Origin of the sequence: Stenotrophomonas sp. SAM-B (assembly GCF_013387485.1) — a bacterium.
In the GTDB taxonomy this organism is placed as follows: Bacteria; Pseudomonadota; Gammaproteobacteria; order Xanthomonadales; family Xanthomonadaceae; genus Stenotrophomonas; species Stenotrophomonas maltophilia_AA.
Genome location: NZ_JABBXB010000001.1, coordinates 1 through 15,000 on the forward strand (window position 1 = coordinate 1; position 15,000 = coordinate 15,000).

Genomic DNA, 15,000 nt, shown 5'->3' on the forward strand with positions numbered 1-15,000 from the left:
TCTTCGCATTCCTTGAGCGTTACGTGGAGCCGGCCAGCGGCCGGCACTACCTTGCATCCACGCCACGCGCATGGACATCCACGCCACGGACATCCACGCCATGTGTGGATGCCTTTGATCACCCCTTGAACCGCAGACCCACGCCGGGCTCGGTGAACAGGTACCGCGAATCCAGCGCGGAATCGCCCAGCTTGTGGCGCAGCTTGCCGACCAGGATGCGCAGGTAATGCGTATCGTGCTGGTGCGTCGGCCCCCAGATGTCCTGCAGGATCTGCGGCTGGGTCACCACCCGCCCGGCATTGCGCAGCAGCAGTGACAACAGCGCGTACTCCTTGCGCGTCAGCGCCACCGGCGCACCGTCCAGCATCACCTCGCGCCGGACCAGGTCGATATGCAGGTGCCCATCGTCGAACTGCGGCAGCACGCCCTCGCTGGACACCGTGCGCGAGCGCAGCAGCCCGCGCACGCGCGCCATCAGCTCCTGCGTGCCGAACGGCTTGGTCACGTAGTCGTTGGCGCCGGCATCCAGCGCACGCACCTTCTCGGTCTCGCTGGCCCGTACGGTCAGCATGATCACCGGCACCTGGCTCCACTGGCGCAGTTCACCCAGCACCTCATGGCCTTCCATGTCGGGCAGGCCGATATCCAGGATGACCAGGTCCGCCCCTTCGCCGACCAGCGCTTCCAGCCCGGCCTGGCCGGTCGCGGCCTGGGACACGCGGTAGCCCTGCGCGCGCAGGCTGATCTCCAGGAAGCGCCGGATCTGCGCTTCATCATCGATCACCAGCACGCGCGCAGGGGGCACGCCGTGGGAAGCCTCAGGAATCGTCGTTGTCATCGGCAGGGTGGGGATGCAGCAAGGGCAGTGTGATGCGGATCAGGGTACCGCGTCCGTCGCGCCCCGGCAGCGCCTGCACGCTGCCGCCATGCGCGCCGATCATGCCCTGGCAGATGGTCAGGCCCAGCCCGGTGCCGTGCCGGCCCCGGTCGCCACGCTCCACGCTGTAGAACATGTCGAAGATGCGCGCACGCTCTTCGTCGGGAATCCCGGGGCCGGCGTCGAGCACATCGATGCGCAGCTCGCCTTCGACCAGCCGCGCCTGCACTTCCACTGCCGCGCCGGGCGGGGAGAATTTTGCCGCGTTCTCCATCACGTTGAACACCGCCTGCTCGACCAGCGCCGGATGCACCCAGATCGGGGCCAGCGCAGCCGGAATATCCAGTTTGAGCAGCACATCGGGCTGATAGCGCTGCAGGCGGCGCGCGGCCGAGCCGACCAGCTCATCCACGCCGATCCAGTCGCGGTTGATCTGCAGGCCGTCATGGCCGAGCCGGGTCATGTCCAGCAGGTTCTGGATGTAGCGGTCCAGGCGCTCGCCTTCGACCAGGATGGTGTCCAGCAGGGCGCGGCGGTCACTGGCATCCATCGCATCGGCATAGCTGGAGAGGCTGTCGGCCGAGCCGATCATCGCCGCCAGGGGCGAGCGCAGGTCATGCGAGACCGAGGACAGCAACGCCGAACGCAGCCGCTCGGTCTCGTTGCTCACATGTGCCTTCTCCAGATCGGCCACCAGCTGGGTGCGCAGTGCAGCCTGGGCGATATCGTCCACCATCGCCTCCGCCAGCTGGCGCTGCTCGGGCGTCAACCGCGGGGCCTCGCGCGGGAAACGCATGCCGGCCACGCCGATCGCGCGGTCGTCGCCGTCCAGCAGCGGCAGGAACCACCAGCCAGCGCCGGCCAGCGTATCGGTGAAGCGCCCGCTGGGCTGGCCATGCCGGTGTGCCCAGTCGGCGGCGGCCAGATCGGTGTCGCCCGGTGCGGCGCTGCCACTGGCGCTGGTGTACTGCCCGATGCGCAGCCATGCCGGCGCATCCATCGCCTGTTCCAGCGCTTCACGGCCGGCCTGCGCGACCTGCTCGTTGCTGGGCGCGCTGGCCAGCTGCCGGCCCAGCGCCTGGCGCGCATGCGCGTGCCGGTTGGCGGCGCGCAATGCCACCACCTGCATGCGCAGGCGCGAGGCGAGCCGTCCGGCCACCAATGCGGCTGCCAGGAACAGGAAGACCGTGATCACGCCCTGGCGCGCGCTGATCGCGAAGGTGAAGCGCGGCGCGATGAAGAAAAAGTTGTAGGCCAGGAAGCACAGTGCGGCCGCGATCACCGCCGCACTGGTGCGGCTGCGCGCGGCGACCATCACCACCGCCACGATGAACACCATCGAGAGGTCGTACAGCCCGATCCAGCGCTCGGCGACCAGCGCCACCAGGCACGCGGCCGCGGTGGCGACCAGCGCCAGCAGCGCGTCCTTGCCGGCACTGCGGCTCGGAAGGGACAGGCCGGACCGGCGCGCACGCGCTCGCGCCTGCGGCGTGCCGATGATGGTGATCTCGAAATGCGCGCCGCGCCGGATCAGCTGCTGGGTCAGCGTGCGGTTGAGCATGCGCGCGAGCGGGCGCTCCCGCGTGCGGCCCAGCACCAGCGTCGACACGCCATTGTGTGCGGCATGGTCGAGCAGGGCATCGGCAATGCTGGAGCCATGCAGCAGTTCGGCTTCGCCCCCGAGGCGCCGGGCGAGGGCGAAGGCGGCATCGATCTCGCGCCGGGTCTGTTCGTCGTGCGCGCGCGCCTGCACCGTCACCACCGTCCACGGCGCATCACGCCGTTCGGCGATGCGCCGGCCGACCCGGACCAGGTACTCGCTCTGGCCACCGCCATCGATCGCCACCAGTACGCGGCGGCGCAGTGGCAGGTTGCCTTCACCGCGCGCGGCGCGGGTCTCGCGCAGGCTGCTGTCCACGCGGTCGGCCGCTTCCTGCATGGCCAGCTCGCGCAGCGCGGTCAGGTTGGCCGGCGAGAAGAACGCCTGCAGCGCCTGCGCCGCCTGTTCGGGCACGTAGACCTTGCCCTGCTGCAGCCGCTCGATCAGCTCGCGCGGCGGAAGATCCACCAGCACGATGTCATGCAGGCGGTCGAGCACCGCATCGGGCACCGTCTCGCTGACCCGCACGCCGGTGATGCGCATGACCACGTCATTGAGGCTCTCCAGATGCTGGATGTTGACCGTGGTCCACACATCGATGCCGGCATCGAGCAGTTCCATCACGTCCTGCCAGCGCCGCTCATGGCGACTGCCCGGCACGTTGCGGTGCGCCAGTTCGTCGACCAGCACCAGCGCCGGGCGGCGCGCCAGCACCGCATCCAGGTCCATCTCGTCCAGCGCGTGCTGTTGATACTCGCGCTGCAGCAGCGGCACCTGCGGCAATCCCGCCAGCAGCGCCGAGGTTTCGGCGCGGCCGTGGGTTTCCACCAGCCCGATCACCACGTCCACCCCCCGGCGCAGTTGCTCATGCGCGCGGGTGAGCATGCTGAAGGTCTTGCCCACGCCCGGTGCCGCACCCAGGAACACGGTGAGCTTGCCGCCGGCTTCGCGCTGCAGGCTGTCGGCCAGGGCATCGGCCTGGCGGGTACGGGAGTCGCTCATGGGCGGGGATTGTGCGCCCCGGACGGTACGCAGCGCATCAACGCGTTCCGTAGAGCCGGGCGCTGCCCGGCTGCCCATCCTGCGTATCCAAGGCCAGGTTCAACGTCATCACGTTCACCCGTGGCTGCCCGAACACGCCCCATTGCGGGCCCAGCGTATGCGCCTTCACCAGCGCCGCCACCTGGTCAACCGGCAGCCCACGGCTGCGCGCCACGCGCGCGATCTGCACCTGCGCCGCCGCCGGCGACAGTTCCGGATCCATGCCCGCGCCGGACTGGGTGACCAGATCACCCGGCACCTGCGCGGCTGGCACGCCCTCGCGTGCGGTCACTGCGGTGATGCTGGCCTGCACGCGTTCCTGCAGGGCCGGGTTGCTGCGCGCCATGTTGCTGCCGGCGGCCGCCATCGGGTCGTAGTTGGCCGCCGACGGTCGCGCCTGGAAGTAGCCATCACCGACGAACGGTTGCGCGATGAGCTTAGAACCGCGTACCTGCCCATCGCGAAGCAGCAGGCTGCCCTCGGCCTGCGCCGGAAACAGCAGGCCGCTCACGCTGGTGGTGGCCACGGCATAGGCCAGGCCGAGCAGCAGCAGGCTGCTCGCGCCGAGCACGAGGGCCGGGCGCCAGCTGCTGTCCTGCTGCAGGTGGGCGGAGGCGGCAGCGCGGCCGCGCGCCGGACGGGGAACAGAGGTAGCAAGCGAGCGGTTCATGCGCCGAACACCGAGACAAGGAAGAGGTCGATCAATTTGATGGCCGCGAACGGCAGCAACACACCGCCCAGCCCGTACACGAGCATGTTCCGGCGCAGCAGCGCGGTGGCCGTGGCCGGGCGGAAGCGCACGCCGCGCAACGCCAGCGGGATCAGCGCCGGAATCACCAGGGCGTTGAAGATCAGTGCCGCCAGCACCGCATTGCGCGGGCTGGACAGGTGCATCACGTTCAACGCCGCCATCGCCGGCAGGGTCGAAGCGAACAGTGCCGGCAGGATCGCGAAGTACTTGGAGACGTCGTTGGCCAGTGAGAAGGTGGTCAGCGCACCGCGCGTGATCAGCTGCTGCTTGCCCACTTCAACGACCGCCAGCAGCTTGGCCGGATCCGAATCCAGATCGACCATGTTGCCGGCTTCCTTGGCGGCCTGGGTACCGGAGTTCATCGCCAGGCCGATGTCGGCCTGGGCCAGTGCCGGGGCATCGTTGGTGCCGTCGCCGACCATCGCCACCAGACGGCCGCCGGCCTGCTCGGCACGGATGCGGGCGAGCTTGTCTTCCGGGCGGGCCTCGGCGATGTAGTCGTCCACACCGGCCTCGGCCGCGATCGCGGCGGCGGTCAGCGGATTGTCGCCGGTCATCATCACCGTGCGGATGCCCATCGCCCGCAGCTGCGCGAACTTCTCGCGCATGCCGTGCTTGACCACGTCTGACAGCTCGATCACGCCCAGCACGTGGCGGCCCTCGCACACCACCAGCGGGGTGGCACCGTTGCGTGCCACCTGCTCCACGCGCCCCGCCAGCTCCGACGGCACCGTGCCGCCCAGCTCACGCACATACGCGGTGATCGCATCGGAGGCGCCCTTGCGGATGCGGCGGCCGCCGTCCAGATCGACGCCGGACATGCGGGTCTGCGCGCTGAAGGCCAGATACTCCGCGCGGTCCGGCTCGGCGGTGGTGCAGCCCTGCTCACGCGCCAGCCGCACCACCGACTTGCCTTCCGGGGTCGGGTCGGCCAGCGAGGACAGCAGCGCCGCTTCGCGCAACTGGCTGGCATCGATACCGGCCAGTGCATGGAAATGCGTGGCCTGGCGGTCGCCGTGGGTGATGGTGCCGGTCTTGTCGAGCAGCAGCACATCCACGTCGCCGGCCACTTCGACGGCCTTGCCGGATTTGGCCAGTACGTTGGCGGCCAGTGCGCGGTTCATGCCGGCGATGCCGATCGCCGGCAGCAGCCCACCGATGGTGGTGGGGATCAGGCACACCAGCAGCGCGATCAGCAGCAGCGGATCGACCTGCACGCCAACGAACGCCCCGATCGCCGGCAGCGTCGCCACCACCACCAGGAAGGTCAGCGTCATCGCCGCCAGCAGCAGCGTCAGGGCGACCTCGTTCGGGGTCTTCTGCCGGTTCGCGCCTTCCACCAGCGCGATCATCCGGTCCAGGAAGCTGTGCCCCGGCTCGGCGGTGATGCGCACGATGATCTGGTCGGAGAGCACCTTGGTGCCGCCGATCACACCGCTGCGGTCGGTGCCGGCCTCGCGCAGCACGGGCGCCGATTCACCGGTCACGGCGGCTTCGTTGATGGTGGCCAGGCCCTGCACGATCTCGCCATCGGCCGGAATCAGCTCCCCGGCACTGACAATCACATGGTCGCCCGGGCGCAGCTCGGCGGCCGGCACCTGGGTCTCGCTGGCGCCGGCATGCGCGGCGGCCAGCCGACGCGCGCTGAGGTCCTGGCGGGCACGCCGCAGCGAGGCCGCCTGGCCACGGCCACGCGCTTCGGCGACGGCCTCGGCGAAGTTGCCGAACAGCACGGTCAGCAGCAGGATCGCGGTGACCGCCAGGCCGAAGCCCAGCGGTGCGTTGCCGGTCAGCGTGACCAGCGCGCTGACCACGGTGCCGACCATCACCACGGCCATCACCGGGCTGTGCAGCAGATGGCGCGGCGAGAGCTTGATCACCGCATCGCGCAGGGCACGGCGCCAGCCGGCACCATCGAGCAGGCGCTGGCGGCGGTGGGAAGAAACGTTCAACGGATAGGTACTCATGGAATGAGGTCTCAGTGCAGCGTCAGCGACAGGTGGTCGGCGATCGGGCCCAGTACCAGCGCCGGCATGAACTGCAATACGGTGAGGATCACGATCAGCGCGATCAGGGTCAGCGCGAAGGTCGGCGTTTCGATCTGCAGCGTGCCGGCCGATTCCGGCGCCCGCCGCTTGGCCGCCAGCTGCGCGGCCACGATCAACGGGATCACCAGCACCGGGTAGCGGCCCAGCAGCAGCACCAGGGTGCAGCTCAGGTTCCACCACACCGTGGCATCGCCGAGGCCTTCAAAGCCCGAGCCGTTGTTGGCGAACGCCGAGGTGTACTCGTAGAACACCTGGCTGATGCCGTGGAAGCCGGGGTTGGAGGTGCCGGTGATCGACGGGATCGCCAGGGTCAGCGCGGTGAAGCCCAGGATCGTGATCGGCTGCAGCAGCACCAGCAGCGCGAGCAGGCGCACCTGCGGCGTTTCCAGCTTGCGACCGAACAGTTCCGGGGTGCGGCCGGTCATCAGCCCGGCCAGGAACACGCCCAGCAGCAGGTAGACGATGAACTGCTGCAGGCCGCAGCCGATGCCGCCCCAGATCGCATTGACCAGCATGTTGACCATCGGGATGGCGCCGGCCAGCGGACTGAGCGAGTCGTGCATGCCGTTGACCGAGCCGTTCGAGACCTGGGTGGTGATCGCCGCCCACAGACCCGTGCCATCGGCACCGAAGCGCACTTCCTTGCCTTCCATCAGCAGCGGGCTGGCCGCGGTGGCCGAATGGCCCTCCAGCCACACGGTGGCGGCCACGGACACACTGGACATCGCCAACATGCAGCCGAACACCAGCCCGGCCAGGCGCCTGCGCCCGGTGAACGCGCCCAGCATGAAGATCACCGAGATCGGGATCAGCAGGATGCCGATCAGTTCCAGTGCGTTGGACAGCGGCGTGGGGTTCTCCAGCGGCATCGAACTGTTGGGGCCGTACCAGCCACCGCCATTGGTGCCCAGCTGCTTGGCCGCGACCATCGCCGCGACCGGGCCGAGCGGCAGCTTCTGCGTCTCCATGCCGGCCGCGGCATCGATCGGCGTCGCCTGCGGACCGGCCGCCAGCGTCGAGGGCACGCCCTGGCTGGTCAGCAGGACCGCCCACAGCAGGCACAGCGGCAGCATGAAGCGCACGCTGGCGCGCACCACATCGGCGTAGTAGTTGCCCACATCGACCCGACGGTCCGCGCTGAGCAGCGCGGCCTGTTCGGCCGGCACGTCCTCGGGACGCGCGCCGAACAGCGCACGCAGGGTGGCCACCACCAGCGCCAGGCCCATCATCGGCGTCACCACCTGCAGGCCGGTGATCGCGGTCATCTGCGAGAAGTAGGACAGCTGTGCCTGGCCCGAATAGTGCTGCTGGTTGGTGTTGGTCAGGAACGACACCATCGTGTGCAGCGCGGTATCCCAGCGCATGTTGGGAATCTGGTCGGGATTGAACGGCAGCCAGGCCTGGGTCATGAAGACCGCCTGCACCAGCACCGCGATCACCACGTTGCTGAGCAGGAAGGCGCCCACGTAGCCGCGCCAGGACATGCCGCGCGCCGGGTTCACCCCGAGCAGCCGGTACAGCGGTTTTTCAATCCACCCGAACAGCGCGTCGCCGCGCATCGGGCCACCGCGCATCACCCGGGCGAGATACAGCCCAAGCGGAAAGGCCAGCACGATGCTGGCCAGCAGGATCAACAGGATCTCGGTCATGGTCGGCTCCGGTCAGAAGGTTTCGGGCCGAAGCACGACGTAGAGCAGGTAGGCGGCGGCAACGAGCACCAGCACGCCGCACAGCAGGGAAAGCCAGGCAGACATGGTCGTGGCCTCAAACGCGGGAAAGGGAGCGCGCGGTGCACGGGGCACCGGCGGGGAAGACAGGCAGATACAGGCTCATGGGACGTCCAGGTGGAACCACTCCACGTCAGGCGCTCATGGTCTGCCTGCCCGGCATAAACGCTCCACGCCCCAAACCGGCGCCGCGCGTAAAAAGTGCATAAAAAGGTGCATCTTTGGCGCGAACGTTACGCCCCGCAGCGACCGGCAGGCCCCTCGGCAAATGTCCCCCGGCCGCCGCCTGGCGGCGACGGCCTCCTCCTTGATCTTGCCCAGGGACCTACCGGCCGCTACGGGGCTCGGCGAAAAACAAAAAGGCGGCCCAAAGGCCGCCTTCGTTTCAACGCCATCGCACAGCCACCATCACCCGCGCGGATCGCTCCCCATGCCCTTGAGCAACCGATAGCGCTGCAGCGTGCCCTCGATCTCCACGTCCAAGGCCCGGCGCTGCTGCTCGAACGAGGCCTGCATGCGCCGCTGCGTCACCAGCTCGGCGTGCCGCGCGCGGATGCGCTCTGCCTGCTTCTCCGACACCGGCTGCCCATCCAGTTCGCGGTTGCCCGCGCCGGCCAGCAGCGTGACCAGCGCATCGCGCACGCTGGCCACGTTGTAACTGGCGGTATGGATGTTGTTGTCCAGGATCCCACTGCGCTCGGCGAACACCCGGCGCAGGTCGTCCTCGCTCTCGTACGTCGCCAGCATCGCCTGCTCGGTGCGCTGGCGGGTCTGCTCGGCGGCCAGGTCCAGGCGCTGCTGCGCGGCCTGCGCCGCGACATCGGCGCGTTCCTCGTCGGTCAACGCGCGCTGCACTTCGCCACTGCGCATGCCGCTGCGCAGGTTGAACTCCTCGCGTGCGTTGTTCACCGCCTCCTGGGGCAGCGCATCACTGCAGATGCGCTCGCTGCCCTTGTTCCAGCAGTACAGCTTCTTCGGCGTCGCATCGGCCGTGCGTTTCTGCGCCTGGGCAGGCAACAGCGGCACGGCCAGCAGCAGGCCGACAACGGTGAACGTGGCAAACCTGGACATGAAAGCCCCCTGCTCTCAACGCGTAGGACGGCTGCCGTAGCGGGAACGATAGTCCTCCAGCGGCTGCCGGTAGCCCACAAGTTCCGGATTTCCGGAGGCAAAATCAAGCAGGTCGGCCAGCGTGGCCACCGCGACCACCGGAATCCCGGCTTCTTCGGCGACGGCCTGCGCGGCGGAACGGGGGTCGGTTTCCGAGGCGATCTCCTGGCGGTCCAGGGCCACCACGATGCCGGCCGGGGTGCCGCCGGCGCCCTTGATGATCGCCAGCGCTTCGCGGATCGCGGTGCCGGCGGTGATCACGTCGTCGACGATGAGCACGCGCTTGCCGTTCATGTCGGCGCCGATCAGGTTGCCGCCTTCGCCATGGTCCTTGGCTTCCTTGCGGTTGAACGACAGCGGCAGGTCGCGGCCGCGCTGGGCGAATTCACAGGCGGTCGCGGTAGCCAGCGGGATGCCCTTGTAGGCCGGGCCGAACACGACATCGAACTTCAGGCCGGTGGCTTCCACGGCATCGGCGTAGCAGGCCGCCAGCTGCGACATGCGCGCGCCGGAATCGAACCGGCCGGCATTGAAGAAATAGGGGCTCAGACGGCCGGACTTCAGGGTGAACTGGCCGAAACGCAGGGCATCGGCGGTCAGGGCCAGTTGCAGGAAACGGTGGCGATGGTCGCTCATCAAGACTCAATTCAATTCATTTGGAGCGCAAATCCTAATGCATGTCTGCATTTTTCGGCTCGCCGGCCCCTGCGGCCCGGTGTCGCACAGGGTGACGAGACGATCCCGGGGCGCGCGGGGGCAGGCTATCCGCGTCCGTTTCCAGCCAGCCCCTGCAAGGGCCGAAACGGTATGCTCTTGCCGGTATCGTTCCAGACCCGGGTCAGCATGCGCATCATCAGTTTCAACGCCAATGGCATCCGTTCCGCCGCCACCAAGGGCTTCCTCGAGTGGTTCCGCGCCCAGGACGCCGATGTCCTGTGCATCCAGGAAACCAAGGCCCAGGAAGACCAGCTGACCGACCCGATGTTCCGCCCGGACGGCCACCACTGCTTCTACCGCGACGCCATCACCAAGAAGGGCTACAGCGGCGTGGCGATCTACAGCAAGCGCGAGCCGGACCAGGTGATCACCTCGCTGGGCTGGGCCCCGTTCGACGATGAAGGCCGCTACATCGAGGCCCGCTACGGCAATCTCAGCGTCGTCTCCTTCTATATCCCCTCGGGCAGTTCGGGCGACCTGCGCCAGGGCTTCAAGTACGAAGTGATGGAATGGCTGCGCCCGATCCTGGCCGGCTGGCTGGCCAGCGGCCGCGACTACGTGCTGTGCGGCGACTGGAACATCGTGCGCTCGGCGCTGGACATCAAGAACTGGAAGTCCAACCAGAAGAACTCCGGCTGCCTGCCGCCCGAGCGTGACTGGCTCAACGGCCAGTGCGTGGACGCCGACCAGGCGCTGGACCTCGCGGCCGGCCAGGGTTGGACCGATGCCTACCGCCTGCTGCACCCGCAGGGCGAGGACTACACCTGGTGGAGCAACCGCGGCCAGGCCCGCGCCAACAACGTGGGCTGGCGCATCGACTACCAGTTCGTCAGCCCGGGCCTGCGCGACCGCCTGCGCAGCTGCTCGGTCTACCGCGATGAGCGCTTCTCCGACCATGCCCCGTTCACGGTGGACTACGCCCCATGACCGAGGCGGACGCGCCGGTGTCCTACAAGGGCTGGGCCGGGATCAAGCGCGCCTTCGGCACGCCCTCGGCGCTGACGATGGCCTTCCTGGGCTTCGGCAGCGGCCTGCCGTTCCTGCTGATCGCCTCGCAGACCCTGTCCACCCGCCTGCGCGATGTGGGCCTGGACCTGAAGAGCATCGGCCTGATCAGCCTGGCCAGCTTCTTCTACCTGATGAAGTTCGTCTGGGCACCGTTGATCGACCGCTACGCGTTCCCGCTGGTCAGCGCGCTCGGCCGCCGCCGTTCCTGGCTGCTGGCCTCGCAGATCGGCGTCACCGGCGGACTGTTCGCGCTTGCCTTCGTCCGTCCCGAGCTCGGCGTCACCCCGCTGGTGCTGTGGGTGCTGGTGGCCTCCTTCGCCGGCGCCACCCAGGATTCGGTGGTCGATGCCTACCGCATCGAGATCGCCCCGGAGAGCGCGCAGGCCGCGTTGGCCGCCACGTACACGCTGGGCTACCGCATCGGCCTGATCCTGGCCGGCGCGGGCGCGCTCTACCTGGCCCAGTTCGAAGGCTGGATCGTGGCCTACCTGGCCATGGCCTCGCTGATGCTGCTGCCCATCATCACCACGCTGGTCTGCCGCGAGCCGGTCCAGCCGGAAGTGCGCATCCAGCGCCGCATCGATTTCTTCGGCGCCTTCTGGCAGCCCATCAGCAGCTTCTTCAGCGCCAATGGCGTGGCGCTCGCGCTGGCGCTGCTGGCGTTCGTGGGGCTCTACAAATTCCCCGACCAGGTGATCGGGGTGATGTCCGGTCCGTTCTATCTGGATTCGGGCTTCACCAAGGCCGATATCGCCACCGTCTCCAAGCTGTTCGGCGTGTGGATGGGCATCGGCGGCGCGTTCCTCGGCGGCATCGCGGTGGCCGCGTTCGGCTTCCGCCGCATGCTGCTGGTCGCCGCGCTGGGCGTGGCGCTGTCCAACCTGGCGTTCCTGCTGATGGCGCACAACCCGGGCCAGCTGTGGGCGTTCTATGCGGCGCTGAGCGCGGACAACCTGTTCCAGGGCTTTGCCGGTACGGTTCTGGTCGCCTTCATGTCGTCACTGACCGACCGCAACTTCACCGCCACCCAATACGCGCTGCTGGTCTCGCTGGCCAACCTGCCGGGCAAGTTCGTCGGCGGTGTCTCGGGCTACATCGTCGAAGCGAGTTCCTACAGCACCTTTTTCATCCTCAGCGCCACCACGGTCATCCCGACCCTGCTGCTGCTGATCTGGCTGTGGCCGCGGATCCGGGACCGCAGCACGGCATAAGCGGTTTGCGTGCCGGCAGGGCCTGTTGGATCATGCCGGCACAACGGCCGTGGGGACGGCATCACGCCAACGGGGAGAACGATGGCTGATCTACTGCTGCGGGATGTGGACCCGCTGTTGCTGGAACGTATCCGCCGGATCGCGGCGGCCCGCGGCTGGACCCGCGAGGACACCTGCATGGCGCTGCTGGAACAAGGCCTGTCCGCCAGCGAACTGGAGGTCCGCAGCGGCTTCCACGATCCCGAGGTCGACGCGCTGGCCGCTGCCATCGCGGCCCTGCAGGCCCTGCCGGACGCGCAGGGGCTGTAACGGCGGCAAGCACCGGACGGCGCCTCGGCGATAACAGCCGCAGGGCAGCGCCCGCCGCCGTGGCCCTTCAGGCCGGGTAGATCGCCCCGAGAATCCGCGGTCCCCGCGCGCCGCTCACGCTCGGCAGGTTGCCCGGCAATCCGGCCAGGGTGCGCTGCGCCAGCCACGCGAATCCCATCGCCTCCAGATAATCGGGATCCAGCCCGTGCACCGCGCTGGATTCGATCACCACGCCCGGCAACCGCGCACGCAGGCGCCGCAGCAGCTGCGGATTGCGCACGCCACCGCCGCAGACCAGCACCCGCGTCGCGCCCGGCAGATGCGCCAGCAGTGCATCGGCCACCGTCGCGGCGGTCAGCTCGAGCAGGGTCGCCTGCACGTCCGCGCCGGAGACCTGCCCCTCACCCAGCTGCGCCTGCGCCCAGTCCAGGTGGAACTGCTCGCGCCCGGTGCTCTTCGGCGGTGGCAGCGCGAACCAGGGATCGGCCAACCAGCGGGCCAGCAGCGCCGCATCGACCTGGCCACTGGCGGCGAACGCGCCATCCGCATCGAACGGTGCGCCGCGATGGCGCTGGCACCAGGCATCCATCAGCGCATTGGCCGGGCCGGTATCGAAGCCGCGCGGTGTCCCGTCGCGCGGGATCAGGGTGAGATTGCCGATGCCGCCCAGGTTGAGCACGGCACGGTCTTCATCGCTGTCGCCCAGCATCGCCAGGTGGAAGGCCGGCATCAGCGGCGCGCCATGCCCGCCGGCGGCCACATCGCGGCGGCGGAAATCGGCCACGGTGGTGATGCCGGTGAGTTCGGCGATGCGGTTGGCGTCGCCGATCTGCATCGTGAAGGCGGGATCGGCCAGCGGCCGATGGCGCACGGTCTGCCCATGCGAGCCGATCGCGTGCACCCGGGTACGGTCGACCTGCGCGCTGTCCAGCAGGCGGTTGGCGGCCGCGGCGAAGGTGATCCCGACCTGGGCATCAAGCCGGCCGAGCGCGTCCAATGAGGTGATGGTGCCGCCCTCGCCGAGCGCGATCAGTTCGGCGCGGATCGCCGGATCCCAGTCGTGGGTCAGGCCTTCGACAAAGCGGCAGCCGCCCTCGGCGGGGAACTGCACCAGCGCGGCATCGATGCCGTCGGCGCTGGTGCCGGACATCAGGCCCAGGTAGAGCGGGGTAGTGGGATCAACAGCAGAGGTCATGGCCAGGCGGTCCAACGGGTTGCGTGCAGCTTCCGCGCAACCCGTTGCCGCCGTCAATCAATGCGATCAGCCGCGGTTGGACTTGACCGGCTTGCCGGCCTTCGCCGTGGCCGTATCGGCGGCCTTGGCCTCCGGTGCCGGGCTGGCATCGGCGTAGATCAGCTTCTCCATGCCCTGGATGCGCGCCAGCGCCGGGGCGGTCTGCGCACGGAACGCGGCCAGCTCGGCGCCCTGCAGCGGCTCCGGCGGCGGCATCGTCACCGACAGCGGGTTGCGGTGCACGCCGTTGACGCGGAATTCGTAGTGCAGGTGCGGGCCGGTGGCCAGGCCGGTCGAGCCGACGTAGCCGATCACCGTGCCCTGCGCCACGCGCTGGCCGGTCTTGATCTTGCCGAACCGCGACATGTGCCCGTACAGGGTGGTGTGGCCGCGGCCGTGGTCGAGGATCACCACGTTGCCATAGCCGCGCTGGGTCCCGGCGAACTGCACGCGGGCATCGCCGGCGGCCATGATCGGGGTGCCGGTGCGCGCGGCGTAGTCCACGCCCTTGTGCATGCGCATCTTGCCCAGCACCGGGTGCTTGCGCGCGCCGAAGGTCGAGCTCAGGCGCGCGAACTGGATCGGCATGCGGATGAAGCTCTTCTTCAGCGGCCGGCCGCTGGCATCGAAGTACTCCGACTTGCCGTTGCGGTCGAAGCGGAAGCCGCTGTAGGTCTTGCCGCCCGAGCTGAAGGTCGCCGCGAGGATCTTGCTGGTGTCCACCTTCTCGCCTTCGCGCCAGGTTTCATCCATCACCACGCTGAAGCGGTCGCCCGGCTGCAGGTCCTTGGAGAAGTCGATGTCGTACTTGAAGATCTCGTCGGTCATCGTCGCGATCGCCGAGGGCGACAGGCCCGCCTTGCGCGCGGCGGCATACAGCGAGCTGGTGATCTCGCCACTGGCGACCACGCGGCGGGTGGAGCTCTCGCGCTTGCTCACCGTTTCGGTGATCTTGTCGCCGGCCAGGGACAGCTCCACGCGGTTGTCGGCATCGCGGTCGAAGCGGATCGTGCGCAACTCACCGGACAGCGGCAGGTCGAAGGCGATCTCCGCACCGGGGCGCAGCTTGGTCAGCGATTCGCGTACACCCGGGTGCTCCAGCACCTGGTGCATCACCGTGGCCGGGATGCCGGCCTGGTCGAACAGATTGCTCAGGGTCTGGCCGCGCTGCACGCGCAGCACCTGCCAGCTGTCGCCCGGGGTCTGCTGCTGGCGTTCCAGCGACAGCGGCGGCAACGGCAGCGCCAGGGTCGAATGGCTGACCGAGTAGGGCGAGTCGATGGTGTGCGAGAAGCCGGGGACGATCGTGGCCACCAGGGCGCCGATGGTGGCGAACAGGCTGGCGTGCATCCAGTGGCGGCGGGTCC

General features: G+C 68.9%; 13 protein-coding genes (1 of these 13 only partly in view). 3 read left to right on the forward strand and 10 right to left on the reverse strand.

From position 1 onward, the window contains the following. Positions 1-118: 118 nt before the first annotated feature. The 8 genes from HH110_RS00005 to pyrE form a co-directional block, all read right to left on the reverse strand. The gene (locus HH110_RS00005) at positions 119-838 is read right to left on the reverse strand and encodes a response regulator transcription factor (RefSeq protein WP_176987755.1); all 720 of its coding nucleotides are present in this window, start codon (positions 836-838) and stop codon (positions 119-121) included. Continuing rightward, a complete protein-coding gene (locus HH110_RS00010) occupies positions 819-3,479 on the reverse strand; it encodes a sensor histidine kinase KdpD (RefSeq protein WP_176987756.1) in 2,661 nt (886 codons plus the stop codon). The genes HH110_RS00005 and HH110_RS00010 overlap by 20 nt, the downstream gene beginning before the upstream one ends. A 37-nt stretch (positions 3,480-3,516) precedes the next feature. After that, positions 3,517-4,188 (reverse strand): potassium-transporting ATPase subunit KdpC, encoded by a 672-nt coding sequence (kdpC, locus tag HH110_RS00015; RefSeq protein WP_176987757.1) that lies wholly within the window; start codon positions 4,186-4,188, stop codon positions 3,517-3,519. Continuing rightward, positions 4,185-6,236, reverse strand: coding sequence for a potassium-transporting ATPase subunit KdpB (kdpB, locus tag HH110_RS00020; protein ID WP_176987758.1), 2,052 nt, complete (start codon positions 6,234-6,236; stop codon positions 4,185-4,187). Before kdpB ends, kdpC begins: the two co-directional genes overlap by 4 nt. Before the next feature lie 11 nt (positions 6,237-6,247). Continuing rightward, positions 6,248-7,966, reverse strand: coding sequence for a potassium-transporting ATPase subunit KdpA (kdpA, locus tag HH110_RS00025; protein WP_176987759.1), 1,719 nt, complete (start codon positions 7,964-7,966; stop codon positions 6,248-6,250). A gap of 12 nt (positions 7,967-7,978) precedes the next feature. Continuing rightward, positions 7,979-8,071 (reverse strand): potassium-transporting ATPase subunit F, encoded by a 93-nt coding sequence (locus HH110_RS00030; RefSeq protein ID WP_019183961.1) that lies wholly within the window; start codon positions 8,069-8,071, stop codon positions 7,979-7,981. 381 nt (positions 8,072-8,452) lie between these two features. Next, positions 8,453-9,115 (reverse strand): hypothetical protein, encoded by a 663-nt coding sequence (locus tag HH110_RS00035; protein ID WP_176987760.1) that lies wholly within the window; start codon positions 9,113-9,115, stop codon positions 8,453-8,455. Between the two features lie 15 nt (positions 9,116-9,130). Next, on the reverse strand, positions 9,131-9,790 hold the full coding sequence (pyrE, locus tag HH110_RS00040; RefSeq protein ID WP_176987761.1) for an orotate phosphoribosyltransferase: 660 nt from the start codon (positions 9,788-9,790) through the stop codon (positions 9,131-9,133). A 207-nt stretch (positions 9,791-9,997) separates the two neighbouring features. Between pyrE and HH110_RS00045 the strand changes: the two genes are divergently transcribed. The 3 genes from HH110_RS00045 (at position 9,998) to HH110_RS00055 (ending at position 12,399) form a co-directional block, all read left to right on the forward strand. Continuing rightward, on the forward strand, positions 9,998-10,798 hold the full coding sequence (locus HH110_RS00045) for an exodeoxyribonuclease III (protein ID WP_176987762.1): 801 nt from the start codon (positions 9,998-10,000) through the stop codon (positions 10,796-10,798). Beyond that, positions 10,795-12,090, forward strand: coding sequence for an MFS transporter (locus HH110_RS00050; protein WP_176987763.1), 1,296 nt, complete (start codon positions 10,795-10,797; stop codon positions 12,088-12,090). Before HH110_RS00045 ends, HH110_RS00050 begins: the two co-directional genes overlap by 4 nt. Positions 12,091-12,171: 81 nt before the next feature. Then, on the forward strand, positions 12,172-12,399 hold the full coding sequence (locus tag HH110_RS00055; protein WP_176987764.1) for a hypothetical protein: 228 nt from the start codon (positions 12,172-12,174) through the stop codon (positions 12,397-12,399). A 67-nt stretch (positions 12,400-12,466) separates the two neighbouring features. Here the strand turns inward: HH110_RS00055 and HH110_RS00060 are convergent, their stop codons facing one another. Then, on the reverse strand, positions 12,467-13,594 hold the full coding sequence (locus HH110_RS00060) for an anhydro-N-acetylmuramic acid kinase (protein ID WP_176987765.1): 1,128 nt from the start codon (positions 13,592-13,594) through the stop codon (positions 12,467-12,469). A gap of 66 nt (positions 13,595-13,660) precedes the next feature. After that, a protein-coding gene (locus HH110_RS00065; RefSeq protein ID WP_176987766.1) for a peptidoglycan DD-metalloendopeptidase family protein crosses the window boundary here: on the reverse strand, positions 13,661-15,000 show its 3' portion. It continues 124 nt past the right edge of the window; only the last 1,340 of its 1,464 coding nucleotides appear in the window; its start codon lies beyond the right edge, outside the window; its stop codon occupies positions 13,661-13,663.